The organism is Variovorax sp. J2P1-31, from assembly GCF_030317215.1.
GTDB lineage: Bacteria > Pseudomonadota > Gammaproteobacteria > Burkholderiales > Burkholderiaceae_C > Variovorax.
Genome location: NZ_JASZYA010000002.1, coordinates 1,525,872 through 1,549,568, shown reverse-complemented (window position 1 = coordinate 1,549,568; position 23,697 = coordinate 1,525,872). Strand labels below are relative to the sequence as shown.

Annotated in this window: 22 protein-coding genes; 14 read left to right on the top strand and 8 right to left on the bottom strand. The window is 68.6% G+C overall.

From position 1 onward, the window contains the following. The first annotated feature begins 46 nt into the window (after positions 1 to 46). From QTI20_RS18365 to ntrC, 12 genes are all read left to right on the top strand, one after another. Complete coding sequence (locus QTI20_RS18365) at positions 47 to 1,642, top strand: methyltransferase regulatory domain-containing protein (protein ID WP_286552913.1); 1,596 nt, start codon at positions 47 to 49, stop codon at positions 1,640 to 1,642. Positions 1,643 to 1,803: 161 nt separating this feature from the next. Further along, positions 1,804 to 3,423, top strand: a complete 1,620-nt coding sequence (gene ggt, locus QTI20_RS18360) for a gamma-glutamyltransferase (RefSeq protein WP_286553466.1) — start codon at positions 1,804 to 1,806, stop codon at positions 3,421 to 3,423. Positions 3,424 to 3,475: 52 nt separating this feature from the next. Further along, a complete protein-coding gene (locus QTI20_RS18355) occupies positions 3,476 to 4,216 on the top strand; it encodes a pseudouridine synthase (RefSeq protein ID WP_286552911.1) in 741 nt (246 codons plus the stop codon). A gap of 96 nt (positions 4,217 to 4,312) precedes the next feature. Next, entirely contained in the window at positions 4,313 to 5,308 is a 996-nt protein-coding gene (locus QTI20_RS18350) for a YncE family protein (protein WP_286552909.1), read from the top strand. Next, entirely contained in the window at positions 5,295 to 6,092 is a 798-nt protein-coding gene (locus tag QTI20_RS18345) for a polysaccharide deacetylase family protein (RefSeq protein ID WP_286552907.1), read from the top strand. The genes QTI20_RS18350 and QTI20_RS18345 overlap by 14 nt, the downstream gene beginning before the upstream one ends. Positions 6,093 to 6,120: 28 nt before the next feature. Beyond that, positions 6,121 to 7,092 (top strand): sterol desaturase family protein, encoded by a 972-nt coding sequence (locus QTI20_RS18340; protein ID WP_286552906.1) that lies wholly within the window; start codon positions 6,121 to 6,123, stop codon positions 7,090 to 7,092. Between the two features lie 58 nt (positions 7,093 to 7,150). Beyond that, positions 7,151 to 8,035 (top strand): EI24 domain-containing protein, encoded by an 885-nt coding sequence (locus QTI20_RS18335; RefSeq protein ID WP_286552905.1) that lies wholly within the window; start codon positions 7,151 to 7,153, stop codon positions 8,033 to 8,035. Further along, a complete protein-coding gene (locus QTI20_RS18330; protein WP_286552903.1) occupies positions 8,032 to 8,832 on the top strand; it encodes a competence/damage-inducible protein A in 801 nt (266 codons plus the stop codon). Before QTI20_RS18335 ends, QTI20_RS18330 begins: the two co-directional genes overlap by 4 nt. 150 nt (positions 8,833 to 8,982) lie before the next feature. Further along, positions 8,983 to 10,398 (top strand): type I glutamate--ammonia ligase, encoded by a 1,416-nt coding sequence (gene glnA, locus QTI20_RS18325; RefSeq protein WP_286552901.1) that lies wholly within the window; start codon positions 8,983 to 8,985, stop codon positions 10,396 to 10,398. A 249-nt stretch (positions 10,399 to 10,647) separates the two neighbouring features. Next, positions 10,648 to 11,154, top strand: coding sequence for a hypothetical protein (locus tag QTI20_RS18320; protein ID WP_286552899.1), 507 nt, complete (start codon positions 10,648 to 10,650; stop codon positions 11,152 to 11,154). 1 nt (position 11,155) lies between these two features. Further along, positions 11,156 to 12,232: a nitrogen regulation protein NR(II) gene (gene glnL / locus QTI20_RS18315; protein WP_183026347.1), complete on the top strand. Its 1,077-nt coding sequence runs from the start codon at positions 11,156 to 11,158 to the stop codon at positions 12,230 to 12,232. 22 nt (positions 12,233 to 12,254) lie between these two features. Then, positions 12,255 to 13,775, top strand: a complete 1,521-nt coding sequence (gene ntrC, locus QTI20_RS18310; RefSeq protein WP_286552896.1) for a nitrogen regulation protein NR(I) — start codon at positions 12,255 to 12,257, stop codon at positions 13,773 to 13,775. Between the two features lie 227 nt (positions 13,776 to 14,002). Here ntrC and QTI20_RS18305 read toward each other — a convergent pair whose 3' ends face one another. From QTI20_RS18305 to QTI20_RS18285, 5 genes are all read right to left on the bottom strand, one after another. Then, positions 14,003 to 14,530 carry a hypothetical protein gene (locus QTI20_RS18305; protein WP_286552895.1) on the bottom strand — a complete coding sequence of 176 codons (528 nt, stop codon included), beginning with the start codon at positions 14,528 to 14,530 and terminating at the stop codon, positions 14,003 to 14,005. Between the two features lie 4 nt (positions 14,531 to 14,534). Further along, a complete protein-coding gene (gene xth, locus QTI20_RS18300; protein WP_286552893.1) occupies positions 14,535 to 15,320 on the bottom strand; it encodes an exodeoxyribonuclease III in 786 nt (261 codons plus the stop codon). A 197-nt stretch (positions 15,321 to 15,517) separates the two neighbouring features. Further along, a complete protein-coding gene (locus QTI20_RS18295; RefSeq protein WP_286552892.1) occupies positions 15,518 to 16,192 on the bottom strand; it encodes a class I SAM-dependent methyltransferase in 675 nt (224 codons plus the stop codon). 151 nt (positions 16,193 to 16,343) lie between these two features. Next, entirely contained in the window at positions 16,344 to 16,562 is a 219-nt protein-coding gene (locus QTI20_RS18290) for a hypothetical protein (RefSeq protein WP_286574238.1), read from the bottom strand. A gap of 169 nt (positions 16,563 to 16,731) precedes the next feature. Continuing rightward, entirely contained in the window at positions 16,732 to 17,688 is a 957-nt protein-coding gene (locus tag QTI20_RS18285) for an aromatic alcohol reductase (protein WP_286552891.1), read from the bottom strand. Between the two features lie 65 nt (positions 17,689 to 17,753). Here QTI20_RS18285 and QTI20_RS18280 point away from each other — a divergent pair, with 65 nt between their 5' ends. After that, positions 17,754 to 18,170, top strand: a complete 417-nt coding sequence (locus QTI20_RS18280) for a winged helix-turn-helix transcriptional regulator (RefSeq protein WP_286552888.1) — start codon at positions 17,754 to 17,756, stop codon at positions 18,168 to 18,170. A gap of 59 nt (positions 18,171 to 18,229) precedes the next feature. Here the strand turns inward: QTI20_RS18280 and QTI20_RS18275 are convergent, their stop codons facing one another. The 3 genes from QTI20_RS18275 to QTI20_RS18265 form a co-directional block, all read right to left on the bottom strand. Continuing rightward, on the bottom strand, positions 18,230 to 18,871 hold the full coding sequence (locus QTI20_RS18275) for a hypothetical protein (RefSeq protein WP_286574237.1): 642 nt from the start codon (positions 18,869 to 18,871) through the stop codon (positions 18,230 to 18,232). A gap of 79 nt (positions 18,872 to 18,950) precedes the next feature. Further along, a complete protein-coding gene (locus tag QTI20_RS18270) occupies positions 18,951 to 21,044 on the bottom strand; it encodes an ABC transporter permease subunit (protein ID WP_286552884.1) in 2,094 nt (697 codons plus the stop codon). Between the two features lie 147 nt (positions 21,045 to 21,191). Further along, complete coding sequence (locus QTI20_RS18265; protein ID WP_503011413.1) at positions 21,192 to 22,229, bottom strand: amino acid ABC transporter substrate-binding protein; 1,038 nt, start codon at positions 22,227 to 22,229, stop codon at positions 21,192 to 21,194. Between the two features lie 255 nt (positions 22,230 to 22,484). On the opposite strand from QTI20_RS18265, the gene QTI20_RS18260 reads away from it, so the two are divergent. Beyond that, positions 22,485 to 23,675, top strand: coding sequence for an aminotransferase class V-fold PLP-dependent enzyme (locus tag QTI20_RS18260; protein ID WP_286552883.1), 1,191 nt, complete (start codon positions 22,485 to 22,487; stop codon positions 23,673 to 23,675). Positions 23,676 to 23,697 lie beyond the last annotated feature (22 nt).

Below are 23,697 nucleotides of genomic sequence, written 5' to 3'. Positions count from 1 at the left end.
CTATAGTGCGCGGATTCCAGATTGATTCATTCAACGGAGGAGACCCATGCCGGACGACCTGACCACCGTGCTCACCGACTACTACGATGCGGTGCCCTACGACTCCCATCCGTTTCCGCAGACGGCCGCGGAGCATCTGGAAGCGCTGGCCTTCCTGTTCGGGCTCGAGAGCAAGCCGCCGGCGCAGGCCCGGGTGCTGGAACTGGGGTGTGCGTCGGGCGGCAACCTGCTGCCCTTCGCCGCGCGCCATCCGCAGGGCAGCGGCCTGGGCGTGGACCTGTCGAGCGTGCAGGTGGCCCAGGGCGTGCAGGCGATCGGCCAGACGCGGCTGGGCAACGTCGAGCTGCGGGCCTTCGACATCTCGCAGATCGACGCCTCCTTCGGCCTGTTCGACTACATCATCTGCCACGGCGTCTACAGCTGGGTGCCGCCTTCGGTGCAGGACGCGATCCTGCGCGTGTGCTCCGAGAACCTCGCGCCCCAGGGCGTGGCCTACGTCAGCTACAACGTCTACCCGGGCTGGAAGGCACGCGAGATCGTGCGCGACGCGATGATCCTGCGCGGCGGCCCACGCGAACTACCGGCGGAGAAGCTGGCCTATGCGCGCGGCATGCTCGACTTCCTCGAGGAATCGGCGCGCCCCGACAGCGTGCTCAAGAAGACGCTGGAGGAAACCCTGCCGCTGGTGCGCACCGGCAACAGCTCCTACCTGATCCACGAGTTCCTCGAGCCCTGCAACGCGCCCTGCTATTTCAAGCAGTTCGTCGAGCGCGCCGGCAGCCACGGCCTGGCCTACCTGGCCGATGCCGAGCCCTCGACCATGTACGTGCAGAACTACGGCGAAAAGGTGCGCGAGCCGCTGCTGCGCGAATGCGGCGGCAGCCAGATCATGATCGAGCAGTACCTCGACTTCCTCGTCAACCGGACCTTCCGGCAGACGCTGCTGGTCAAGCAGGATCGCGCCGGCGGCATCCGCTACGGCACCGACCTCGCGCGCCTGCGCGCGCTGTCCTATGCGGGCGTGTTCCGGCCCGACGACGGCGCGGCGATCGCGCTCGACGGGCCGGAGCAGCGCTGCACCGCGATCCGCAACATCAAGGTCAGCCTGCGGGTGCCGCTGCACAAGGTGGTGGCGCAGGTGCTCGACCGCCACTATCCCGCCGCGGTGCCGCCCGAAGTGCTGGTCGCCGAGGTGTGCCGCCACACCGGTGCGCCGGCGGCCCAGGTCGAGGCGCCGGTGATGGCGCTGCTCGAGGAACTCCTGATCCTGGGCGCGGTGCGCGTGCGGCTCAGCCCGGTCGAGCTGGCGGCGCAGGTGTCGGCGAAGCCGCGCGCGCTGCCGGCGGTCCGCCTGGACCCGGGCCTGCCGCTCTCGGCGGGGCCTTCGGCTTCGGCCTGCAATCTCTGGCACGAGCAGGTCGCGCTGTCGCCGATCGAGCGCTGCCTGCTGCCCCTGCTCGACGGCGCGCACGACCATGACGCGCTGGCCGAGCACCTGGTCGGCGAGGCGAGGGCGGACCGCCTGAGCTTCCATGCGGACGGCGCGCCGCTGCGCGACCCCGGCGCCCTGCGCCCCTTCGCCGACCAGCAGGTGGCGCGCGCGCTCGAAGACCTCCGGCGCAAGGGTCTGCTCACCGCCTGAGAGGTCCCCGGTTTTTTGTGACCCACCCAGAAGGAAGAGACAACATGACGACACGCATCTGGAATTCCCCGCTGCGCCTCACGGTCGCGGCCGCGGTCGTGCTGGCCGCCGCGGCGCCGCTGCACGCGGCCTCGGTCGCGCCGGTCGCCGCGCCCAACGGCATGGTCGTGACGGCGCAGCACCTGGCCTCGCAGGTCGGCGTCGACGTGCTCCGCAAGGGCGGCAACGCGGTCGACGCGGCGGTCGCCGTGGGCTACGCGCTGGCCGTGGTCTACCCGGCCGCGGGCAACCTGGGCGGCGGCGGCTTCATGACGCTGCAGCTGGCCGACGGCCGCAAGACCTTCCTCGACTTCCGCGAGAAGGCGCCGCTCGCGGCCACGGCCAACATGTACCTCGACAAGGACGGCAACGTCATCAAGGGCCTGAGCACCCATGGCCACCTGGCCGTGGGCGTGCCCGGCACGGTGTCGGGCATGGAGTACGCGCGCGAGAAATACGGCACCCTGTCGCGGGCCGCGCTGATCGCGCCCTCGATCGCACTGGCCGAAAAAGGCTTCGCGCTCGACCAGGGCGACATCGACATGTTCCAGACCGCCACCGCCGATTTCCAGAAGGATCCGGTGTCGGGGGCGATCTTCCTCCACAAGGGCCAGCCCTTCGCGGTCGGCCAGAAGCTGGTGCAGAAGGACCTGGCCAAGACGCTGAAGGCGATCAGCGCCAAGGGCACCGACGGCTTCTACAAGGGCTGGGTCGGCAGCGCCATCGTGGCCTCGAGCCAGGCCGGCAAGGGCATCCTCACGCAGGCCGACCTCGACCAGTACAGGACGCGCGAGCTGGCGCCGGTGGAATGCGACTACCGCGGCTACCGCGTGGTCTCGGCGCCGCCGCCGAGCTCGGGCGGCGTGGTGATCTGCGAGATGCTCAACATCCTCGAGGGCTACCCGCTCAAGGACCTGGGTTTCCGCTCGGCCCAGTCGGTGCACTACCAGATCGAGGCCATGCGCCATGCCTATGTCGACCGCAACAGCTACCTGGGCGACCCCGACTTCGTGAAGAACCCGCTCGACCGGCTGCTCGACAAGGGCTACGCCGAGAAGATCCGCGCGGTGATCGATCCGAACAAGGCCGGCGTGTCGAAGGACATCAAGCCGGGCGTCGCGCCGCATGAGGGCAGCAACACCACCCACTACTCGATCACCGACCAGTGGGGCAACGCGGCCTCGGTGACCTACACGCTCAACGACTGGTTCGGCGCCAAGGTCACGGCCGCCAAGACCGGCGTGCTGCTCAACAACGAGATGGACGACTTCACCTCGAAGATCGGCGTGCCCAACATGTACGGCCTGGTGCAGGGCGAGGCCAACGCCATCGCCCCGGGCAAGCGCCCGCTGAGCTCGATGAGCCCGACCATCGTGAGCAAGGACGGCAAGCCGGTGTTCGTGGTCGGCACGCCCGGCGGCAGCCGTATCATCACGGCCGTGCTCCACACCATCCTGAACGTGGTCGACTACGGCATGAACGTGCAGGAAGCGGTCGACGCGCCGCGCTTCCACCAGCAATGGCTGCCCGACGTGACCAACGTCGAGACCTTCGCGCTGTCGCCCGACACGCGCAAGATCCTGACCGACATGGGCCACAACCTGGGCGTACCGCAGCCGGCCAACCACCTGGCGGCGATCATCGTGGGCGCGCCCTCGCTGGGCGGCAAGCCGGTCGGCAACAATCGCTTCTACGGCGCCAACGATCCACGGCGCAATTCGGGCCTGGCGCTCGGCTACTGATCCTCTCCATTCAACTGTTCGACGGCCGCCCCGCGCGGCCGCTTTTATTTCGATGCATCTGCAGGACATCCTCTACACCCAGGGCTTCGGCACGCGGCGCGTCTGTGCCGGCCTGGTCCAGCAAGGCTTCGTGACCGTGAACGGCCAGCCCGTCACCGACGCCGGCCAGGACATCGCCGTGACCGAGGGCATGCCCTTCACCGTGCAGGGCACGGCCTGGGAATACCACGAGAAGGCTTACGTTCTGCTGCACAAGCCGGCCGGCACCGAGTGCTCGCAGAAACCCTCGACATGGCCCAGCATCTACACCCTGCTGCCCTCGCCGCTGCGGCTGCGGCCCAACAAGGGTGCGGTGCAGGGCGTGCAGGCCATCGGCCGGCTCGACCAGGACACCACCGGCCTGCTGCTGCTGACCGACGACGGCCAGTTCATCCACCGCATGGGCTCGCCCAAGCACCATGTGCCCAAGGTCTACGAGGTCACGGTCAAGCATCCGCTGGACGAGGCCCAGGTGCAGAAACTGCTCGACGGCGTGGTGCTCGACGACGATCCGAAGCCGGTGCGCGCCGCGGCCTGCGAGGCGGTCGGGCCGCTGCACCTGCGCCTGACGCTGACCGAGGGCAAGTACCACCAGGTCAAGCGCATGGTCGCGGCCGTGGGCAACCGGGTCGAGGCGCTGCACCGCTCGCGCATCGGCGGCCTGGCGCTGCACGAGGCGATGGCGCCGGGCCAGTGGCGCTGGCTCACGGCCGAGGAAGTGGACGCCCTGCGCACCGCCCGGCCCAAAGGGTGACGGAATAGGGGGCGCGGCCGCTTTTTGCTTGCGCGAGGTCAGCCGCAGGCAAGGCTGGTACGTTATCGTTCGAACTGCTGTCACGGAAGCTCTCCCTTGCGATTCAATGCACCCCCGACCGGCCGCCTCGCGGCCTTTTTCCTGGCCTGCGCCTTCCAGTTGCTGCCCGCCGCGGCCGCCACGCCGCCGCCCCCGCTGTTCGTCCTGAATTCGCTGGACGCCACGGTCAGCGTGGTGGACCCGCTCACCTGGACCGAGAAGCAGCGCATCCCGACCGGCAAGGAGCCGCACCACATCTACATGACGCCCGACGAGAAGTCGGTCATCGTGGCGAATTCGGCCGGCGACTCGCTGACCTTCCTGAACCCGCGCACGGCCGAGGTGCAGCGCGTGGTCTACGGCATCATCGACCCGTACCAGCTGCAGTTCTCGCGCGACATGAAGTGGTTCGTCACGGCGGCCAACCGGCTCAACCATGTCGACATCTACCGCTGGGACGGCAAGGACCTCAAGCTCGCCAAGCGCATCACGACCGGCAAGACGCCCAGCCACATCTGGATCGACGCCACCAGCACCATCGCCTACGTGACCATGCAGGACAGCGACGAGCTGATCGCGGTCGACCTGCCCACGCAGACCATCAAGTGGCGCACCGCCACCGGCCCGATGCCGGCGGACATCTTCGGCGTCCACAACGACCGCACCTTGCTGGTCGGCCTGACCGGCAGCGACGGCGTCCAGGTGTTCGACGTGGCCGGCCCGCAGCCCAAGATCGTCGGCAAGATCCCGACCGGCAAGGGCGCGCATGCCTTCCGCTCGGCCGGCGACGGCCTGAGCGTGTTCGTGAGCAACCGCGTGGCCAACACCGTGAGCCGGATCGACCTCAAGACCCTGCAGGTGATCGAGAGCTACGCCGTGCCCGGCGGCCCCGACTGCATGGACCTCTCGGCCGACGGCAAGACGCTCTACGTCACCTCGCGCTGGGCCAAGAAGCTCAGCGTGATCGACCTGGTGAGCCGAAAGGTCGTGCGGCAGGTCAATGTCGGGCGCTCGCCGCATGGCGTGTGGACCCTGGACCATGCCAAGCGCTGAGCGCCGCCGCGTCGTCGCCGGGTTGCTGGCGCTGTGCATCGGCACCGGCGCCCTGGCGCAGACGAAGTGCGAAAAACCGCTCTACCTGACCTTCGACACCGGCCACATGGGCGTGGCGCCGCTGATCGCCGAGGTGCTCAAGCGCCAGGACGTGCGCGTGACCTTCTTTGCGGCGGCCGAGCGCACGCAGACCGACGGCGACAGCCTGGACAACCACTGGGCCGCCTGGTGGAAGGCGAGGGCGGCCGAGGGCAACGAGTTCGCCTCGCACACCTACGACCATGTCTACTGGCGCGGCGACGTGCGCGGCACCGACCCCCAGTTCCGCATCCGGCCTTCGGCCGGTGCGCTGGCCGGGCGCGAGTTCACCTGGAGCGCGGCCAGGTACTGCGAGAACATCGCCAAGGCCAGCGACCGGCTGCAGCACATCACGGGCAAGAAGCCCTTGCCGCTGTTCCGCGCCCCCGGCGGCAAGACCTCGCCCAAGCTGCTGGCGGCCGCCAAGGCCTGCGGCTACGAACACGTGGGCTGGGCGCCCGCGGGCTTCCTGGGCGACGAGCTGCCGAGCGACAAATTCAGCAACGAGAAGCTGCTGCAGCAGGCGCTCGACAAGATCCGCAGCGGCGACATCCTGCTGGCCCACCTGGGCATCTGGTCGCGCCAGGACCCCTGGGCGCCGGCCGTGCTGGAGCCGCTGATCGTCGGCTTGAAGGCCAAGGGCTTCTGCTTCCAGACGCTGCGCCAGCATCCGCAGTACGCTGCCTGGATCGCCTCACACCCCTGACGCCCCTGAACGTCCCCGTGGACCCGGTATGGAATGGTTGACTGATCTTTTTGCAGGCTGCCAGCAATGGCTGTTCGAGGCCGTGGTGCAGCCGTTGGTCTACGCGGTCGGCCTGGGCGGCTGGGTCGAGGACGCCTTCGACGCCACCGGCTGGCTGCTGGTCGGCCTGATCCAGATCGCGATCCTGATCGCGGTCATCGGGCCGCTGCAGCGCTGGAAGCCGGTCGAGCCGGTGGTCGACCGGCGGGCGATCCGCACCGACGTGCTCTACACGCTGATCCACCGGCTCGGGCTGTTCCGCCTGGGCATCTTCTTCGTGCTCCAGCCCTTCTTCGACGACGGCCTGGGCCTGCTGCGCGGCGCCGGCTGGGGCTCGCTGCACCTGGACGAACTCTGGCCCGGCGTCACCGACGTGCCCTGGGTGGCGTTCGCGGTGTACCTGGTGGTGCTGGACTTCGTCGAGTACCTGATCCACCGCGGCCAGCATCGCTTCAACTGGTGGTGGAGCCTGCATTCGCTGCACCATTCGCAGCGCCAGATGACCATGTGGAGCGACAACCGCAACCATCTGCTCGACGACGTGATCCACGACGTGATCATCGTGATCGTGGCGCAGCTGATCGGCGTGGCGCCCGGGCAGTTCATCGCCATCGTGGCCTTCACCCAGCTCAGCGAAAGCCTGCAGCACGCCAACCTGCGCTGGAGCTTCGGCGCGCTCGGCGAGCGGCTGTGGATCAGCCCGCGCTTCCATCGGCTGCACCATGCGATCGGCATCGGCCACGAATCGAAGGGACCGCAAACGCTCGGGGGCCACAACTTCGGCGTGCTGCTGCCCTGGTGGGACATGCTGTTCCGCACGGTGAACTTCGAGCCGCGCTACGACGCCACCGGCATCCGCGACCAGGTCGAGCCCGATGCGCAGGGCCGGGTGCGCGACTACGGCCGCGGCTTCTGGTCGCAGCAGTGGCAGGGCCTGCGCCGGCTGGCGGGCCGAGGCTGAGGCCGCCGCGGCCGCCCTTCGAGACGCTGTCGCGCGGCGGCGTTATCCTCGGCACCCCATGCCACTCCTTCTCGACTCCTTCTGGCGTGCCGTCGCCTACTGCATGCGGCCCCGGGTGATCCTGTTGTCGCTGCTGCCGCTGGCCCTGATGGTGTTGCTGGCGGCGGGCTTCGGCTACTTCTTCTGGAGCGCCAGCGTGGCCTGGACGCGCGAGGCGCTCGACGCCTGGCCGATGCTGTCGAGCTTCTGGGGCTGGATCGGCGGTCTGTTCTCCAGCGATGTGCCGGCCATGCTGGCGCCGCTGGTCGTGATCTTCGCCGCCACGCCGCTGATCGTGCTGGTGTCGCTGCTGATCGTCGCCGGCATGATGGCCGGCCCGCTCACCAGCCTGGTGGCCGAGCGCCGCTTCCCGGCGCTGGAGCGCAAGAAGGGCGCCTCCTTCCTCGGCAGCGTGCTGCGCTCGCTGGCCTTCACCGTGCTGGCGCTGGTCGCGCTGGTGGTCTCGATGCCGCTGTGGCTGATCCCGCCGCTGGTGCTGATCCTGCCGCCGCTGATCTGGGGCTGGCTCACCTACCGCGTGATGAGCTTCGACGCGCTGGCCGAGCATGCCAACCCCGAGGAACGCCAGGCGCTGCTGCGCCAGCACCGGCTGCCGCTGCTGACCATCGGCGTGCTGTGCGGCTACCTGGGTGCCGCGCCGAGCATCGTCTGGGCGTCGGGGCTGCTGTTCGCCGCCGCCTTCTTCGTGCTGGTGCCGCTGGCGATCTGGATCTACACGCTGGTGTTCGCCTTCTCGGCCCTCTGGTTCGCCCACTACTGCCTCGACGCGCTGGCCCAGCTGCGCCTGCAGCGCGCGGCCGCGGTGCCGCCGCCCCTTCTTCCTTCTTCTTCCGAAGAGACCGCGCCGGTGCCCGGTCCTTCCATCCGATCGGACATCCCATGAATCGACATTTCGGCCTGATCGTCGTCGGCGACGAAATCCTGTCCGGCAAGCGCCTGGACAAGCACATGCCCAAGGTCATCGAACTGCTGGCCGCGCGCGGCCTCTCGCTGGCCTGGGCCGAGTACGTGGGCGACGTGCCCGAGCGCATCACGGCCGCGCTGGCGCGCGCCTTCGCCTCGGGCGACATCGTGTTCTCGACTGGCGGCATCGGCGCCACGCCCGACGATCACACCCGCCAGTGCGCGGCCGCCGCGCTGGGCGTGCCGCTGGTGCTGCACCCCGAGGCCGAGCGGCTGATCCGCGAACGCATGCAGGACACGGCGCGCGAGCAGGGCACGGTCTACGAACCCGAGCGCCCGGACAACATCCACCGCCTGAACATGGGCGTGTTCCCGGCCACCGCCGAGATCATCCGCAACCCCTACAACAAGATCCCGGGCTTCAGCGTGGGCGACGTGCACTTCGTGCCCGGCTTCCCGGTCATGGCCTGGCCGATGATCGAGTCGGTGCTCGACGAGCGCTATGCGCCGCTGTTCGCCCAGGGCCAGGCGGCCGAGAAGTCGGTGATCGTCTTCGGTGCCATGGAGGCGACCCTCACGCCGCTGATGCTGGCCATCGAGGCGGCGCACGAGGGCGTCAAGGTGTTCAGCCTGCCCAGCGTCGACCATCCCGAGTACGGCCGCCACATCGAACTGGGCGTCAAGGGTGCCTCGGACCGGCTCGAAGCCGCCTATCGCCAGCTGATCGACGGCCTGCACGCTTTTGACGCGCGCCTCGGCCCCGAGATGGTGCGTTAGGATGGATTGCACCAAATTGGCGCTTTTTTATCGCTTTGACGGGGCGCCAGCCCCAAAAGAGCCGCGTTGGGGATGCCCCGCAATGGCACAGAACCTGCATTCCCCTGCACACGTATTTCCAACCACTACCCTTTCAACCAGGAGAAATTGATGGCAAAGACCGTCGCCGATGTACTGAAGCTCGTCAAGGAAAACGAGGTCAAGTTCGTCGACTTCCGCTTCACCGACACCCGTGGCAAAGAGCAGCACGTGACCGTGCCGGTGTCGCATTTCGATGAAGACAAGTTCACTTCGGGTCATGCGTTCGACGGTTCGTCGATCGCGGGTTGGAAGGGCATCGAAGCCTCGGACATGCAGCTCATGCCCGACCCGAACACCGCCAACATCGATCCCTTCTTCGAAGAGACGACGCTGATCCTGACCTGCGACGTGATCGATCCCGCCGACGGCAAGGCTTACGACCGCGATCCGCGTTCGCTGGCCAAGCGCGCCGAGGCGTACATGAAGGCCTCTGGCCTGGGCGACACCGCCTTCTTCGGACCGGAACCCGAATTCTTCGTGTTCGACAACGTTCGCTGGAAGAACGACATGTCGGGCTGCTTCGTCAAGATCGACTCCGAAGAAGCCTCGTGGAACACCGACAAGGAATACGAGCACGGCAACACGGGCCACCGCCCGGCCGTCAAGGGTGGCTACTTCCCGGTGCCGCCGGTCGACAGCTTCCAGGACATGCGCTCGGAAATGAGCCTGGTGCTCGAAGCCCTGGGCATCCCGGTCGAAGTGCATCACCACGAAGTGGCCAACGCCGGCCAGATGGAACTCGGCACCAAGTTCAGCACGCTGGTCCAGCGCGCCGACTGGGTCCAGCTGCAGAAGTACGTGATCCAGAACGTGGCCCATGCCTACGGCAAGACCGCCACCTTCATGCCCAAGCCCATCGTCGGCGACAACGGCTCGGGCATGCACGTGCACCAGTCGGTCTGGAAGGACGGCAAGAACCTGTTCGCCGGTGACGGCTATGCCGGCCTGTCGGAATTCGCGCTGCACTACATCGGCGGCATCATCAAGCACGCCCGTGCCCTGAACGCCATCACGAACCCCGGCACCAACAGCTACAAGCGCCTGGTGCCCGGCTTCGAAGCCCCGGTGAAGCTGGCCTACTCGGCCAAGAACCGTTCGGCATCGATCCGCATCCCCTTCGTGGCCAACCCCAAGGGCCGCCGCGTCGAGGCACGCTTCCCCGATCCGCTGATGAACCCGTACCTCGGTTTCGCCGCGCTGCTGATGGCTGGCCTCGACGGCGTCGAGAACAAGATCGATCCGGGCGAAGCCGCGACCAAGGATCTCTACCATCTGCCGCCGGAAGAAGACGCGCTGATCCCGACCGTCTGCCACAGCCTCGACCAGGCGCTGGAAGCACTCGACAAGGACCGCGCCTTCCTGACCAAGGGTGGCGTGTTCACCGACTCTTACATCGATGCCTACATCGACCTGAAGATGCAGGAAGTCACGCGCCTGCGCATGGCCACGCACCCGGTCGAATTCGACATGTACTACTCGCTGTAAGAGGCACGCCCCAGGCTTCGCGCACTGCGTGTCGCTTGTCCCACCCCCTGCCGGGGGCGACACCCGAGGACCGGCGAAGCCGGTTCCTCGGTGTCTCGCGAAGGGAGCTTGCGCCAGGTGGGCGCGGCGCTGGCGATTTGAAAGGACGGCTTTGGCCGTCCTTTTTCATTGGAGGGGAACACCGGGGCAGGGCATCACTCGAATTGCATCAGAATGCCCTTTGCTTCGCGCCCAGACTTCCCGAGGACCATGAAGAAACTACTTTTTCCACTGCTGCTGGTGATGCTTCCGCCCGCCCTGCTGCCGGCCCAGGCCCAGGAGCGCGTCTGGCGCTGCGGCAACGAATACACCAACAACGCCGCCGACGCCCAGAGGCGCGGCTGCAAGGTCATGGAAGGCGGCAACGTCACCGTCGTCCAGGGCGCGCGGCCGCCGGGCGCGGCGGCCCCGTCGGGCGGCGGCGCGGCGGCCCGCGCCCCGGCCGGCAGCCCGCGCGTGGAAGGTTCGGACCAGCGCGCGCGCGATGGCGAGGCCCGCGCGGTGCTCCAGTCCGAACTGCGCAAGGCCGAGGCACGCCAGGCCGAGCTGCTCAAGGACTACAACAACGGCGAGCCCGAGAAGCAGGGCGGCGAAGCGCGCAACTACCAGAAGTACCTCGACCGCGTGGCCGACATGAAGGCCGAGATCGCGCGCAACGAGAGCGACATCGCCGGCATCCGGCGCGAGATCGGCCGCCTGCCGCCGGCGGCGCCCTGACATGGCCTTCGGCAAGACCGCCTCTTCGCTCAAACGCTTCCAGCCCTTCGACCTGCTGGCCACGCTCATCGCGGTGGTCAAGGACGACGGCTCGGTGCTGTTCGCCAACGCCGCGCTCGAGGACGCGCTGGGCACTTCGCGCCGCACGCTCGAAGGCTCGCAGTTCGGCGCCTGCTTCCAGGAGCCGCAGGTGCTGCGCACCGCCATCGACGGTGCGCGCAGCAACGATTTCGCCACCTTGCGTTACGAGGCCTTCCTGCGCCGCGTCAACCACGAACTGATGCCGGTGCAGGTCACGCTCGCGCAGGGCGACAAGCCGGGCGAACTGATCATCGAACTCTCGCCGCTCGAGCAGCAGGTGCGGCAGGACCGCGAGGAGCGGCTGATCGACCAGGCGCAGGCCAACAAGGAACTGATCCGCAACCTGGCCCACGAGATCAAGAACCCGCTGGGCGGCATCCGCGGCGCCGCGCAGCTGCTGCAGATGGAGGTCGAGTCGCGTGATCTCATCGAGTACACGCAGGTCATCATCCACGAGGCCGACCGGCTGCAGACGCTGGTCGACCGCCTGCTCGCGCCGCACCGCCGGCCACACGTGGTGGGCGACGTCAACATCCACGAGGTCTGCGAGCGCGTGCGCTCGGTGATCCTCGCGGAGTTTCCGCGCGACCTGCACATCGAGCGCGATTTCGACGTCTCGATCCCCGAGTTCCGCGGCGACCGCGAGCAGCTGATCCAGGCCACGCTCAACATCGTCCACAACGCGGCGCAGGCGCTGGTCGAGCGCCGCGCGGCCGGCGATGCGCGCATCACTTTCAAGACCCGAATCGCGCGCCAGGTCATCTTCAACAAGCAGTGGTATCGACTGGCATTGGAATTGCATGTCATCGACAACGGACCGGGTGTACCCGATGCCATCAAGGACCGCATCTTCTATCCGCTGGTGTCGGGCAGGGACGGCGGAACGGGCCTCGGATTGACGCTGGCGCAGACCTTCGTGCAGCAGCACCATGGGGTGATCGAATGCGACAGCGTGCCCGGCCGGACCGATTTCAAGATATTGATACCGCTGCCCTAGCAGCAAGACGACAAGGAGTTGCATGAAGCCGATCTGGATAGTAGATGACGACCAATCGATCCGCTTCGTGCTGGAAAAGGCATTGCTGCGCGAAGACCTGCCCACGCGCAGCTTCACCAATGCACGCGAGGTGCTGGCCGCGCTCGAGCTCGCGGACGACGACGAACAGCAGGGCCCGCAGGTGCTGGTGAGCGACATCCGCATGCCGGGCGGTTCGGGCCTCGACCTGCTCGACAAGATCAAGGCCAAGCACCCCGGCCTGCCCGTCATCATCATGACGGCCTTCTCCGACCTCGACAGCGCGGTCTCGGCCTTCCAGGGCGGCGCCTTCGAGTACCTGCCCAAGCCCTTCGACCTGCCGCGCGCGGTCGAACTCATCCGCCGCGCCGTCGGCGAGAGCCAGCGCGAGGAGGTGGCCGAGGAACGCATGGCGGCGGCCCCCGAAATGCTGGGCCAGGCGCCCGCGATGCAGGACGTGTTCCGCGCCATCGGCCGGCTGGCGCAGAGCAATGTGACGGTGCTGATCACCGGCGAATCGGGCTCGGGCAAGGAACTGGTGGCGCGCGCGCTGCACAAGCACTCGCCGCGCGCCAACGGCCCCTTCGTGGCCATCAACACCGCGGCCATCCCCAAGGACCTGCTCGAGAGCGAACTCTTCGGCCACGAGCGCGGCGCCTTCACCGGCGCGCAGACCATGCGCCGCGGCCGCTTCGAGCAGGCCGAGGGCGGCACGCTGTTCCTGGACGAAATCGGCGACATGCCCTTCGACCTGCAGACGCGCCTGCTGCGCGTGCTGAGCGACGGCCATTTCTACCGCGTGGGCGGCCACAACTCGGTCAAGGCCAACGTGCGCGTGATCGCCGCCACCCACCAGGACCTCGAGCAGCGCGTGAAGCTCGGCGGCTTCCGCGAAGACTTGTTCCACCGCCTCAACGTGATCCGCCTGCGGCTGCCCGCGCTGCGCGAGCGCGGCGAGGACGTGCCGGCGCTCACGCGCCATTTCCTGCAGCAGAGCGCCAAGCAGCTGGGCGTCGAGCCCAAGCGCATCTCCGATGCGGCCCTCGCGCAGCTCGCGACCTTCGGTTTTCCCGGCAACGTGCGCCAGCTCGAGAACATCTGCCACTGGCTGACCGTGATGGCGCCGGCGCAGCTGATCGAGACCAAGGACCTGCCACCCGAAGTGATGGCCGCGCCCGCGGCCGATGCCGTGGCGCTGCATGCCCCGGTGCCGCCATTGGCGGGCCTGGCCGCGGAGCACGACGGCGACGCGCCCCTTGCCGCCATCGCGGCGCCGGCCGCAACCATCGCCGCACCCGAGACCGCCACCGCCGCGGAGTGGGAAGGCGGGCTGGAGCTCGAAGCGCAGCGCCTGCTGTCGGCGGGCCACACCGATGTCTGGGAAGTGCTGTCGCGCCGCTTCGAATCGCGCCTGATCCTCACCGCACTGGCCAACACCCGCGGCCGCCGCATCGAGGCCGCGCAGAAGCTCGGCATCGGCCGCAACACCATCACCCGCAAGATCCAGGAACTGGGCCTGGAGTAGCCCTTTCCTCGGCACCCCACCTATGCGCGGAACACCGCGGAACCGGCTCCGCCGGGCCGCCGGTGTTGCCCCCTTGAGGGGGAGGGCGAAGCGACACGCAGTGCGCGAAGCCTTCGGGGGTGGGTCGATGCTGCGGAACCGGCTTGGCCGGGCCGCCGGTGTTGCCCCCTTGAGGGGGAAGGGCGAAGCGACACGCAGTGCGCGAAGCCCTTCGGGGGTGGGCTAATTCAGCGGCTCCTTTGCCCCAGCGTGCGCGAGTCGAGCTGGAAGTTGCCGCTCTTGTCCCAGAGCCAGGTGTCGACGTAGGTGTGCGGACCCAGTCGGCCCGGCGGCGGCAGGGGCGAGGCCTTGCGGATCAGCTCGGCGATCATGTCCGGCACTTCGGGCGCATGGCTGGGCCGGCGGCTGAAGCTCACGTTGAGCACCTTGCCGGTGGCGTCGATGTCGGTTTCGACCACCACCACTGCATAGACCAGCGGCGGGATCTTGCCCTTGTAGATGCGCGTGGGATAGGTCTTGTAGATCTGGCCCGAGCCCAGCTTGCGGTAGGCGCGCACGGCCGGGGTCTGGTTGGTGATCAGCCGCACGGGTTCGACCTCGGATGCGGGTGTGACGGTGCTCGCGGCCTCGGCGACCGCGTTTGACGTGATCGCCGCATCCGGCGGTGCCGCGGGCTTCAGCGGCGCACAGCCGACCAGCAGGACGCCCACGATCGCAGCGGCTGCTGCGAGGTGCCGGTCGTGCGTGGCGCGCATGGTGTCAGTCCGGCTGGTCGAGCGTCAGCACCACGGGCGCATGGTCGCTGGGCTTTTCCCACTTGCGCGGCACGCGGTCGATGACGCAGCCTACGGCGCGCGGCACCAGCGGCGCGCTCACCAGGATGTGGTCGATGCGCAGGCCGCGGTTCTTCTGGTAGCCCAGCATGCGGTAGTCCCACCACGAGAAGCTCTTCTCGGGCTGCTCGAACAGGCGGAAGGCATCGGTGAGCCCCAGCGCGAGCAGCGCGCGGAAGTGATCGCGTTCCTCGGTCGTGTGGTGGATGGTTTCCTTGAGGCCGACCGGATCGAAGCTGTCGCGGTCTTCCAGCACGATGTTGAAGTCGCCCAGCAGCACGAGGTCGGGATGGGCGGCCATCTCGGCCGCCAGCCAGCCGCGCAGCGCGTCGAGCCAGCGCATCTTGTAGGCGAACTTGTCGCTGCCCGGCGCCTGGCCGTTGACGAAGTAGCCGTTGACCACGCGCAGCGAGCCATGGGCCGTGTCGACGGTGGCGCTGATCACGCGCGAATGCTCGTCGGTGAAGCCGCCGATGTTCTTCGCGACGTTGCTCACCGGCGCGCGGCTGAGGATCGCCACGCCGTTGTAGGTCTTCTGGCCGAAGTAGGCGGCCTGGTAGCCGGCCGACTGCAGCACGTCGAGCGGGAATTTGTCGTCGCTCATCTTGAGCTCCTGCAGGCACAGCACGTCGACGGGGTTGGCGATCAGCCAGTCGAGCACGTGCTGCAGGCGAGCGGTGAGCGAGTTGACGTTCCAGGTGGCTATTTTCATGGCGTAAAAGATGTTGCAGATCGATGGCTTGCACGCACCGATCTTCGAGGAAGCGATCCTGGCTGCCGCATCGCTTCGTGGGCCGATGCGGGCGCCGGGCACCCGCCCATCCTAGCGCTCCCCGGGCGCCAGGTGCGGGTCGCCGGAGGTCTGGAAGCGATGGGCCGGGTGAGTGCGCGCCGACAGCGGCCGCTTGCTCAGGGCTTGAAGGCCGTCCAGCCCTTGAAGCTCAGTCCCGCATAGAACAGCTCGACGTTCGAGAACCCCGCCGCGTACAGCAGCGCCACGTCCTGTTCCGGCGAGAGCACGGGCAGGCGCTCCTTGATCGCTGCGATGCTGCTCCGGGCCTGCACCGCCGGCACGCCGGAGGCGATCGCGAAGGCAGCGTTGCGCGCGAGCCATCGGTCCTTGCCGGGATCGTCGTCGGCAAAGCTGTGGTGCGCGACGACCAGGGGCGCGCCGGGCCGGAGCCGTCGATGGATCTGGGCCAATGTCTCGCGGCGCTCGGCTGCCGGCAGGAAGTGCAGCGTGAGCAGGCAGGTCGCGGCGTCGAAGGGGCCTTCGGGCGCGCTGTCGATGTAGCCCTCGTGCCAACGCACGCGCGAGGCGAGGGGGCCCAGCGTGGTGCGCGCCAGCGCAAGCATTTCCGCGGACGGGTCCACGCCATCGAATTGCCAGGCCGGCTGCAACTCGGCAAAAGCCTTCAGTTCCAGCCCGCCGCCGGCGCCGAGCACCAGCACCCGCGCATCGGCGGGTGCACGCTCGGCCATCAGCAAGCTTGCCATCTTGTGAAGGTCGCGCAGGCCGGGGACCAGCCGCGCGGTCTTGTCGGCGTAGCCCGAGACCAGGGCCGGGTCGGAGAACGGCGTCATGCGAGATGGCCCTCCGACGGCATGCACAGGTGGCGCGTGACACCGCGCGTCCGGAGGCTTTTGAATATCATGCAACTTATGATGTTGCATCAAGCGCCGAATGTCAAGACGCGGCCCGGGCCGGCGCCGCCGGGGCCCGGCCTTCGCGGTCTCAGCGGGTTTCGCGTCGGCTCTCGAAAGCCTGTTGGCGCTGTGCGATCACCAGCGCATCCATCGCCCGTTTGGAGGCCAGGAAATCCGTGCCGCAGGTGCGGCAGCGGTAGGCCCTGATGCCGGGCAGCAGTCTCATCCAGAAGCTGCGTTCCATGCGGTCGGCCGCGACCGGCTCGCATGCGCACCTCAACCCTGGAAACTTCTTGTGCAACGCCATTTCGCCATCTTCCCGATTGAACCTGCCTGACCGTTGTCAGGAGAAGGGGCGCGATGCTAGCGCAGCTTCAAGTAACGAACATGTCGGTTCCGAGACGACGCCGAAGGGCCGGGATCGGCCTGCGCGGACGGCACCGCGGGGCGCACTTCTTCCCGGGTGCTGCAGCCTTTCAGACGCTTTGCGCAAGCGCGATGCGGCGAAGAAAGGCCGCGACGTCATCGGTCGGGATGCCCTTCCTGGCGTTGTAGGTGATGCCCGGGTCCCAGGCGACGCCGGGTTCTTCGGCGAAGGCCAGCCGGTATTTGCGCATCACGTCGTTGGGCTGGCGTGCGAGGTCCTGCCGAAGCCTCTCGACCGTCCATTCCGTGCGCGCGACCTTTGTCTGGAAGACCTGCTCGATCACGTCGGCCAGGCGCCCGTAGCTGAGGGTCTCGCCGGCGGTGAAGAAGATCCGGTTCGTGCCGGGCGCATGGGTGAAGAGGATGTCCGCCGTCAGCTTGCCGATGTCCTCGGCCGTCGTCACGGTCACGCGAGTGTTCCAGCTGCCCAGCGCATGGACGCTCATCTGCTGGAGGTTCGCGACACCGAAGGCCGGCTCGAACAGGAAGCTGGTGAACATCCCGGTCGAGACGATGGTCCAGCAGCTCGCCTGCTGTGCCCGCAGCAGGGCGCGCACCGCGATCTGTTCGTCGAAGATGCCGCCGCCGCTGCCGGCTTCGATCGTGTCGTAGTCGACGCCGAATTGCCACGGCACGTAGCGCTCGACGCCTGCCTCCAGGGCCGCGGTCGTGAGCTTGAACTGCGTGCCCGGGCCGCCGACGAAGCCCGTGCAATTGACCACGGTCTGGAACGGCCGGAAGACCTCGGCGAGTGCCGATGCGCTCGCCGTGGCGATGTCGGCGTAGACCGGGGTCACGTCGAGCTGCGCCAGCGCCGCCAGCACCGTGCGCCGGGCGGGCGTGGGCGAGGGCGAGGGCGAGGGCGCCGCGTCGGGCCGCAGCAGCGCGCCGATGCGGGTGCCTGCCGGACCCGCGCGGGCGGCGAGCGCGCGGATCACGCTCAGTCCCAGTTCTCCGGTGCCGACGACCAGGATGCGGGGGATGATGGGGGCGCGGCCATGCTGCATGGATTCTTCTCCTGTGAAAATCGGCAGTTGGACCCGGAACCCCCCGGGCAAAAGAAGGCACACGCGTGATACCGCCAGAAAAAGTCGAGCAGTTGATCCAGCAGTCGCATGCCGTCTGCGCCGCGCTGAGCGACGACGACGACGGACTCAAGCGCGAGTTGCTCGCGCACGCCGGCAACCGATGGTCGCTCGGTGTGGTCCATACCCTGGGCGTGTCGGGCCGTCTCCGGCATGCCGATCTGGGACGTCGACTGGCGGGCGTGACCCAGCGGATGCTGACGCGCACGCTGCGGCAGCTGGAGCGCGATGGCCTGGTGCAGCGCTTCGACCACCGCGAAACGCCGCCGCGCGTCGAGTACGCGCTCACGATCCTGGGCCGCGAACTGCTCTGCCAGATGATCCCGCTGTGGACCTGGGTGATCGAGAACGCCGACGGCATCCGCGCACAACGCCGAGCCTTCGACGCAGCGCAGTCTGCCTAGCGCGCAGTTCCGCAGGAAGGCGCGCCGTAATCCGGTTCAGGTCACGCAGTCGCCCGTGCTCACCGGGAAAGGGCCGCCAGCTTCTTCTTCGCGCTCTGCAGCAGCCCGAGCCGCTCGGCCGGCAAGCGGGCCTTGGTGTCGCCGGGCGCGACGATCTCGAAGGTCGAGGCCGCGGCCAGCCGGTGCACGAGTGCATCGTGACGCGCCGGCGCGCTGAGCCGGTTCGCCGACACCACATGCACCTGCAGGTGGCGATGGAGGCTCTTCGACAGCTTCGTGCAGGCGGCCGTCATGGCCGCCTCGTCGGGCGTCACCGCGCCATGCACGACCACGAGTTCGACGACGTTGTTGTCGTCCTCGCCCAGGATGAAGGCGCGCACCACCGAGTCCTTGAACTTGGCGCGCAGCATGGCGCGGATCGGCTCGGCCGCGGCGAAGGACTTCAAGGCGATGCTGCGCAGCTCGCGGTAGAAGACGAAGGAAGGGTCGGTCTTGAAGGCGGGGGGCTGATCCGCCTGCAGCGTCTGCGATGCCAGGATCCCGCTTCGCACCAGGTGCTCGAGCGTGGACGCGAGCACGTCCGGCGCCAGCTTCGTGCGCTGCGTCAACTCCTTCGATGACAGCCACTGATCCGGCGCCGCGTACACGACCTGCATGAGTTTCTGCACGGCGGGGGACAGGAGGAAGTCTGCGGCACTCAAGGGCGTTCCGATTCGGTGGGTGACTGGGAAGGGCCTGGATTATGAAGTCGAGGGCCTCCGTGCCGGGCGGGTGGACGGCTCAGGCGGCCTTCGTGCCGCTGCCTTGCCGGCGCATGCGCTCGGCCAGGCGCGACAGGCCGAGGCAGATGAGGAAGTAGAACAGCGCCACCGTCGCGTAGAGCTCCACATGGTAGGGCCGCCAGGTCGTATCGGCCACCACGGCCTTGGCCGCGCTCAAGACATCGAACACGCCGATCACCGCGACCAGCGACGTGTCCTTGACGGCACCGACGAACACGCCCAGCGCAGCGGGAGCGGCGATGCGCCTGGCCTGCGGCAGCAGCACCGACCACAGCACGGCGGCCGGCCGCATGCCCAAGGCCATCGCGCTGATCACCTGGCTGGCGGGCACGGCCTGCAACGCCCCGCGCAGCACCTCCGCCAGCAGGCAGGCGGTGTGCAGCACCAGGGCCGCCAGCGCCAGCTGGAACTTCGAAGACGACCAATCGCCGCCCCACCAGACCGGGATCAGGAAGGACACGAGCAGCAGCTGCGTGATCAGGGGCACGGCACGCACGGCTTCGATCAGCAGCACGGCCGGCACCCTGAGCCAGGCCCGCCGGCTGCGGCGCATCAGCATGAGCAGCACCGCCAGTGGCAGCGCCAGCGCGATCGACGCGACCGACATCACCACGGTCACCAGCACGCCGCCCCACTGCACCGGCAGCAGGGGCGGTGCGCCATCGAACACGCCGGCCAGCACCAGCCCTGCCAGCAGCCATGCCGCGCCCGCTCCTGCGAGACGCGCGCGCGGGCCCAGGCGTGGCATGAAGGCGGCGCCGACGCCGGCGACCACCAGCACGATGGCCAGCAGCGCGGCCGGGCGCTGCGGCGGCGCCATCGTGCCGAACATGAGCAGTGGCCAGTTCGCGGCGACGGCCACCCAGCACGCACCGCCTGCGTTCTCGCACGCTGCCGCACCGCCGGTCCACACCGCCGACAGCAAGGCCCAGCGCAAGCCTGCCCACAGCGCCCATGCCCCCAGCACGGCCAGCACCGTGCTGAGCACGGCGTGCGGCGGTGTGCGCCACAAGGCCCGGGCCGTCAGTACAGGCACGCCCAGCCGCTGGCCCAGGCGGCTCATGCCGGCCCCCTCGATGCCTTGCCGGTTCACCCGTGCGTTGTAGCGCGCCAGGCCCCAGGCCATCAAGGCACTGGCGGCGAGATAGCAGGCCGCGGCCAGGGCCATGCCTTCGAGCGCGCGCCCGGTCTGCGTGATGGTGGTGTTGACGATGGCCGTCAGTTCCTGGTAACCGATGGCGATCGCGAGCGTGCTGTTCTTCAGCAGCATCAGGCACTGGTTGGCGAAGGGCGGCAGCGCGGCCCTGGCCGCATAGGGATAGACCACCGTGCGCGCCACGCCGGGCAGGCGCATGCCGAGCGCGGAAGCGGCATCGATCTGCCCCGTGGGGACGGCCAGCACGGCGCCGCGCACGATGTCGGAGATGTAGACCGCGTGGAACACCGTCAGGCCCAGCACCAGTGCGGTGAACTCGGGGCTCAGGCCCCCGCCGCCCGCCAGGCCGAGGCCGGCGAATCCGGGCAGGTCGAGCACCGGACGCGGCAAGGAAACGAGACGCCAGCCGGTCCACAGCATCAGCGCGGCCAGCGCCGGCCACCGGATGCGCCGCCTCACGCGGCCCAGTGCATGCCATGCGCCATGGGCGGGCAGGGGCAGCAGCCACAGCAGCGCCGCCGACACCGCGAGCACGGCCAGCGACCCGGCATGGGCGCCCGCGCCCTGAAGCATCGGCAATGCCAGGCCCCGGTTGGAAATGAAGACGCCGGGCAGCGGCTGCCAGGCTTCGCGCACCTCCGGCAAGCCCAGCAGCAACGCGTACCAGACGAACAGCTGCAACAGCACCGGCGTGTTGCGCACGGGCTCCACGAGGAGGGCCATGGCGCGATAGAGCAGCGGATGCCGCGTGAGCCGCAGCAGGCCCACCGCCAGGCCGAGCAGCGTGGCCAGCGGAAGCGCCACGGCCACCACGGTCACGGTGTTGACCAGGCCGGCCAGCAGCAGGTGGAGGTAGGTGTCGGTGGGGCCGGCGTCGAGCAGGCTTTCGGCGATCTGAAAGCCGGCGTGTTGGAACAGGAAACTGAAATCAGGCACGGCGATGCACGGGGAGGTCGAAGTGCGACGGCGCCATCGCCCATGAACGAGGGCGTCGGCGCGCCGGCCTGAAGACGATGAACGTTCCCCGGCGCGGGTGGCGCGCCGGGGAACCGGGAGGAAGGCGCGGGCGTCGCGTCCGGCGGCTTACTGGAAGGGCGGGGCGTAGAGCAGGCCGCCCTTGTTCCATTGCGCGTTCTGTCCTCGCTCGAGCTTGAGCGGCGTGTGGGGCCCGACGTTGCGGTCCCAGATCTCGCCGTAGTTGCCCACCGACTTGATCACCTGGTAGGCCCAGCGTTCTTCCAGCTGGAAGCTCTTGCCGATGCCGGGGTCGGTCCCGAGCAGGCGGCGGATCTGCGGGTCCTTGCTCTCGAGGAAGCTGTCGACGTTGGCCGAACTCAGGCCCAGCTCTTCGGCGGCGACCACGGCGTGCACGGTCCAGCGCACGATGTCGGCCCAGTTGCCGTCCTCGCGCCGGACCCAGGGGCTGAGCGGCGACTTGTTGACGCGCTCGGGCAGGATCACGTAGTCGTCGGCCTTGGCGGCGCGCGCCGCGCGGCTGGCCGCGAGCGTCGACGCGTCCGACAGGTAGACGTCGCAGCGCCCGGCGTAGAAGGCCTTCTCGAGTTCGACCAGGTTCTCGATCACCACCGGCCGGTACTTCAGCTTGTGGGCCGCGAACCAGTCCACCAGGTTCTGTTCGTTGTTGGTGCCGGGCTGGACGCAGACCTGCGCGCCATTGAGCTGGGTCGCGCTCTTGACGCCCAGCTTGCGCGGCACCAGGAAGCCCTGGCCGTCGTAGAAGACCACGGCGGTGGAGACATAGGGCTGGCCGGCGTCGCGGCCCGAGGTCAGGGTGGTGTTGCGGCTGAGCACGTCGATCTCGCCCGAGACCAGCGCGGGGAAGCGCTGCTGCGAACTGAGCGGCACATAGCGCACCTTGTCGGGCGAGCCCAGCACGGCGGCCGCCAGCGCCTTGCAGATGTCGACGTCGAGGCCGCTCCACTTGCCCTGGCTGTCGGCCAGCGAGAGGCCAGCCGAGCCCTGGCTCACGCCGCAGACCAGCTGGCCGCGCTTCTTGATGGCGTCGACCGTGGGGCCGGCATGGACGAGCATCGCGGTACACGCCGCGAGCGCGAAGACGGCAGCGCCGCGAAGCAGGGGCGTGGAGAAATTCAAGCGCATGAAAGAGAGGTCCAGGTGGAAGAGTGAGGCGCGAACGGCGCGCGCATGCGGCTTGGAGCGCGTGTCCACGCCGCTGGCCAGGCGATGCCCCGGAGCGCACGAACGTGGCAGGTGCCGGAGGCGGGCGCCGGGCGATGTGAGGCGAAATTCTAGAAAGCGTCGCGCCATTCGCTCAGAAGGATTTCAACCATGCTTATGCGCTGAGCGTGCCAGCGAATTTCTAGAATCTGTCGGCTACAACAAGGCAGTACCGACATGGATTGGCAGCAGGCGTTCAGGGACAACTTCCCCATCACACAAGAAAAAATCTATGCCTGCCAGGCCTACAGCAGCCCGCTGTCGCCGAGGGTCAGCCAGGCGATGCAGGATTTCTTCAGCGGCGTGACGCATGCCCGTGCCGACAAGCCCGAATGGCTGGCCACGGCCGAAGGCGTGCGCGTGCAGGTCGCACGGCTCATCGGTGGCAGCGCACGGCGCGTGGCCTTCACCAAGAACACCACCGAGGGCCTGAACATCGTGGCCCAGGGCTTCCCCTGGCGCGAGGGCGACAACATGGTCATCGACGACCAGGAGCATCCCGTGAACGTGGTGCCCTGGCTCCACCTGCGCCGGCGCGGCGTCGAGGTCCGCGTGGCCGCCACGCAGGACCGGCATGTGAGCCTGGACGCGCTGTGGGCGCGGGTGGACGACAGGACCCGGCTGATCGCGGTGTCCTATGTGCAGTACAGCACCGGCGTGCGGGCCGACATCCAGGCCCTGGGTGCGCGTTGCCGCGAACGCGGCATCCGGCTGGTGGTCGATGGCATCCAGGCGGTGGGCCTGCTGCCGATCGACGTGCAGGCCTGGGGCGTCGACGCGCTGGCCTGCGGCGCCTACAAGCCGCTGCTGGGGCCGCTGGGCCTGGGTTTTCTGCATCTGTCGCCGGAACTGCTGGCGGAGCTGGAGCCCGCGTTTCTCGGTGCGTCGGCCGTCAACAAGGTCCGGCGCAACGTGGCCGACTGGGCGCTGGACGCGGGCACGGGCGGCGATGCGCGCCTCCTCGAGGGCGGCAACATCAACTACCCCGCGGTCTACGGCCTGGCGCCAGCGCTGCTGATGATCGAGCAGGCGCGCATCGATCGGCTCGCGCCCTGGGTGCTGGGCCTGGGCGCACAGCTCGACAGCGGCCTGCGCGCCCAGGGCTATGAGCTGTTCTCGTCGGACGTCGAAGGCGAGAACAGTTCCATCGTCTGCCTGCGCCACCCCGAGTCCTTCGCGCTGCGCAAGTACTTCTACATGGAAGGGGTGGTGTCCAACCTGCTCGACACGGGGGCGGTGCGGCTGTCCTTCGGCGGCTACAACACGCCGGCCGAGGTGGCGCGCATCCTGGACATCACCGGGCGCTTCGCGAGCGATGCCAACCTGCGCCGGCACCTGCTGAAGCCGACCGCGAGCCGGCCCTACTGAAGGCCTCGGCGTCGCGGCACGC

What these genes read in the sequence shown, in the direction of transcription:
- QTI20_RS18365 (WP_286552913.1), top strand. Translation starts at nt 47, where the DNA reads ATGCCGGACGACCTGACCACCGTGCTCACCGACTACTACGATGCGGTG.
- ggt (WP_286553466.1), top strand. Translation starts at nt 1,804, where the DNA reads ATGGTCGTGACGGCGCAGCACCTGGCCTCGCAGGTCGGCGTCGACGTG.
- QTI20_RS18355 (WP_286552911.1), top strand. Translation starts at nt 3,476, where the DNA reads ATGCATCTGCAGGACATCCTCTACACCCAGGGCTTCGGCACGCGGCGC.
- QTI20_RS18345 (WP_286552907.1), top strand. Translation starts at nt 5,295, where the DNA reads ATGCCAAGCGCTGAGCGCCGCCGCGTCGTCGCCGGGTTGCTGGCGCTG.
- QTI20_RS18340 (WP_286552906.1), top strand. Translation starts at nt 6,121, where the DNA reads ATGGAATGGTTGACTGATCTTTTTGCAGGCTGCCAGCAATGGCTGTTC.
- QTI20_RS18335 (WP_286552905.1), top strand. Translation starts at nt 7,151, where the DNA reads ATGCCACTCCTTCTCGACTCCTTCTGGCGTGCCGTCGCCTACTGCATG.
- QTI20_RS18330 (WP_286552903.1), top strand. Translation starts at nt 8,032, where the DNA reads ATGAATCGACATTTCGGCCTGATCGTCGTCGGCGACGAAATCCTGTCC.
- glnA (WP_286552901.1), top strand. Translation starts at nt 8,983, where the DNA reads ATGGCAAAGACCGTCGCCGATGTACTGAAGCTCGTCAAGGAAAACGAG.
- QTI20_RS18320 (WP_286552899.1), top strand. Translation starts at nt 10,648, where the DNA reads ATGAAGAAACTACTTTTTCCACTGCTGCTGGTGATGCTTCCGCCCGCC.
- glnL (WP_183026347.1), top strand. Translation starts at nt 11,156, where the DNA reads ATGGCCTTCGGCAAGACCGCCTCTTCGCTCAAACGCTTCCAGCCCTTC.
- ntrC (WP_286552896.1), top strand. Translation starts at nt 12,255, where the DNA reads ATGAAGCCGATCTGGATAGTAGATGACGACCAATCGATCCGCTTCGTG.
- QTI20_RS18305 (WP_286552895.1), bottom strand. Translation starts at nt 14,530, where the DNA reads ATGCGCGCCACGCACGACCGGCACCTCGCAGCAGCCGCTGCGATCGTG.
- xth (WP_286552893.1), bottom strand. Translation starts at nt 15,320, where the DNA reads ATGAAAATAGCCACCTGGAACGTCAACTCGCTCACCGCTCGCCTGCAG.
- QTI20_RS18295 (WP_286552892.1), bottom strand. Translation starts at nt 16,192, where the DNA reads ATGACGCCGTTCTCCGACCCGGCCCTGGTCTCGGGCTACGCCGACAAG.
- QTI20_RS18290 (WP_286574238.1), bottom strand. Translation starts at nt 16,562, where the DNA reads ATGGCGTTGCACAAGAAGTTTCCAGGGTTGAGGTGCGCATGCGAGCCG.
- QTI20_RS18285 (WP_286552891.1), bottom strand. Translation starts at nt 17,688, where the DNA reads ATGCAGCATGGCCGCGCCCCCATCATCCCCCGCATCCTGGTCGTCGGC.
- QTI20_RS18265 (WP_503011413.1), bottom strand. Translation starts at nt 22,229, where the DNA reads ATGCGCTTGAATTTCTCCACGCCCCTGCTTCGCGGCGCTGCCGTCTTC.
- QTI20_RS18260 (WP_286552883.1), top strand. Translation starts at nt 22,485, where the DNA reads ATGGATTGGCAGCAGGCGTTCAGGGACAACTTCCCCATCACACAAGAA.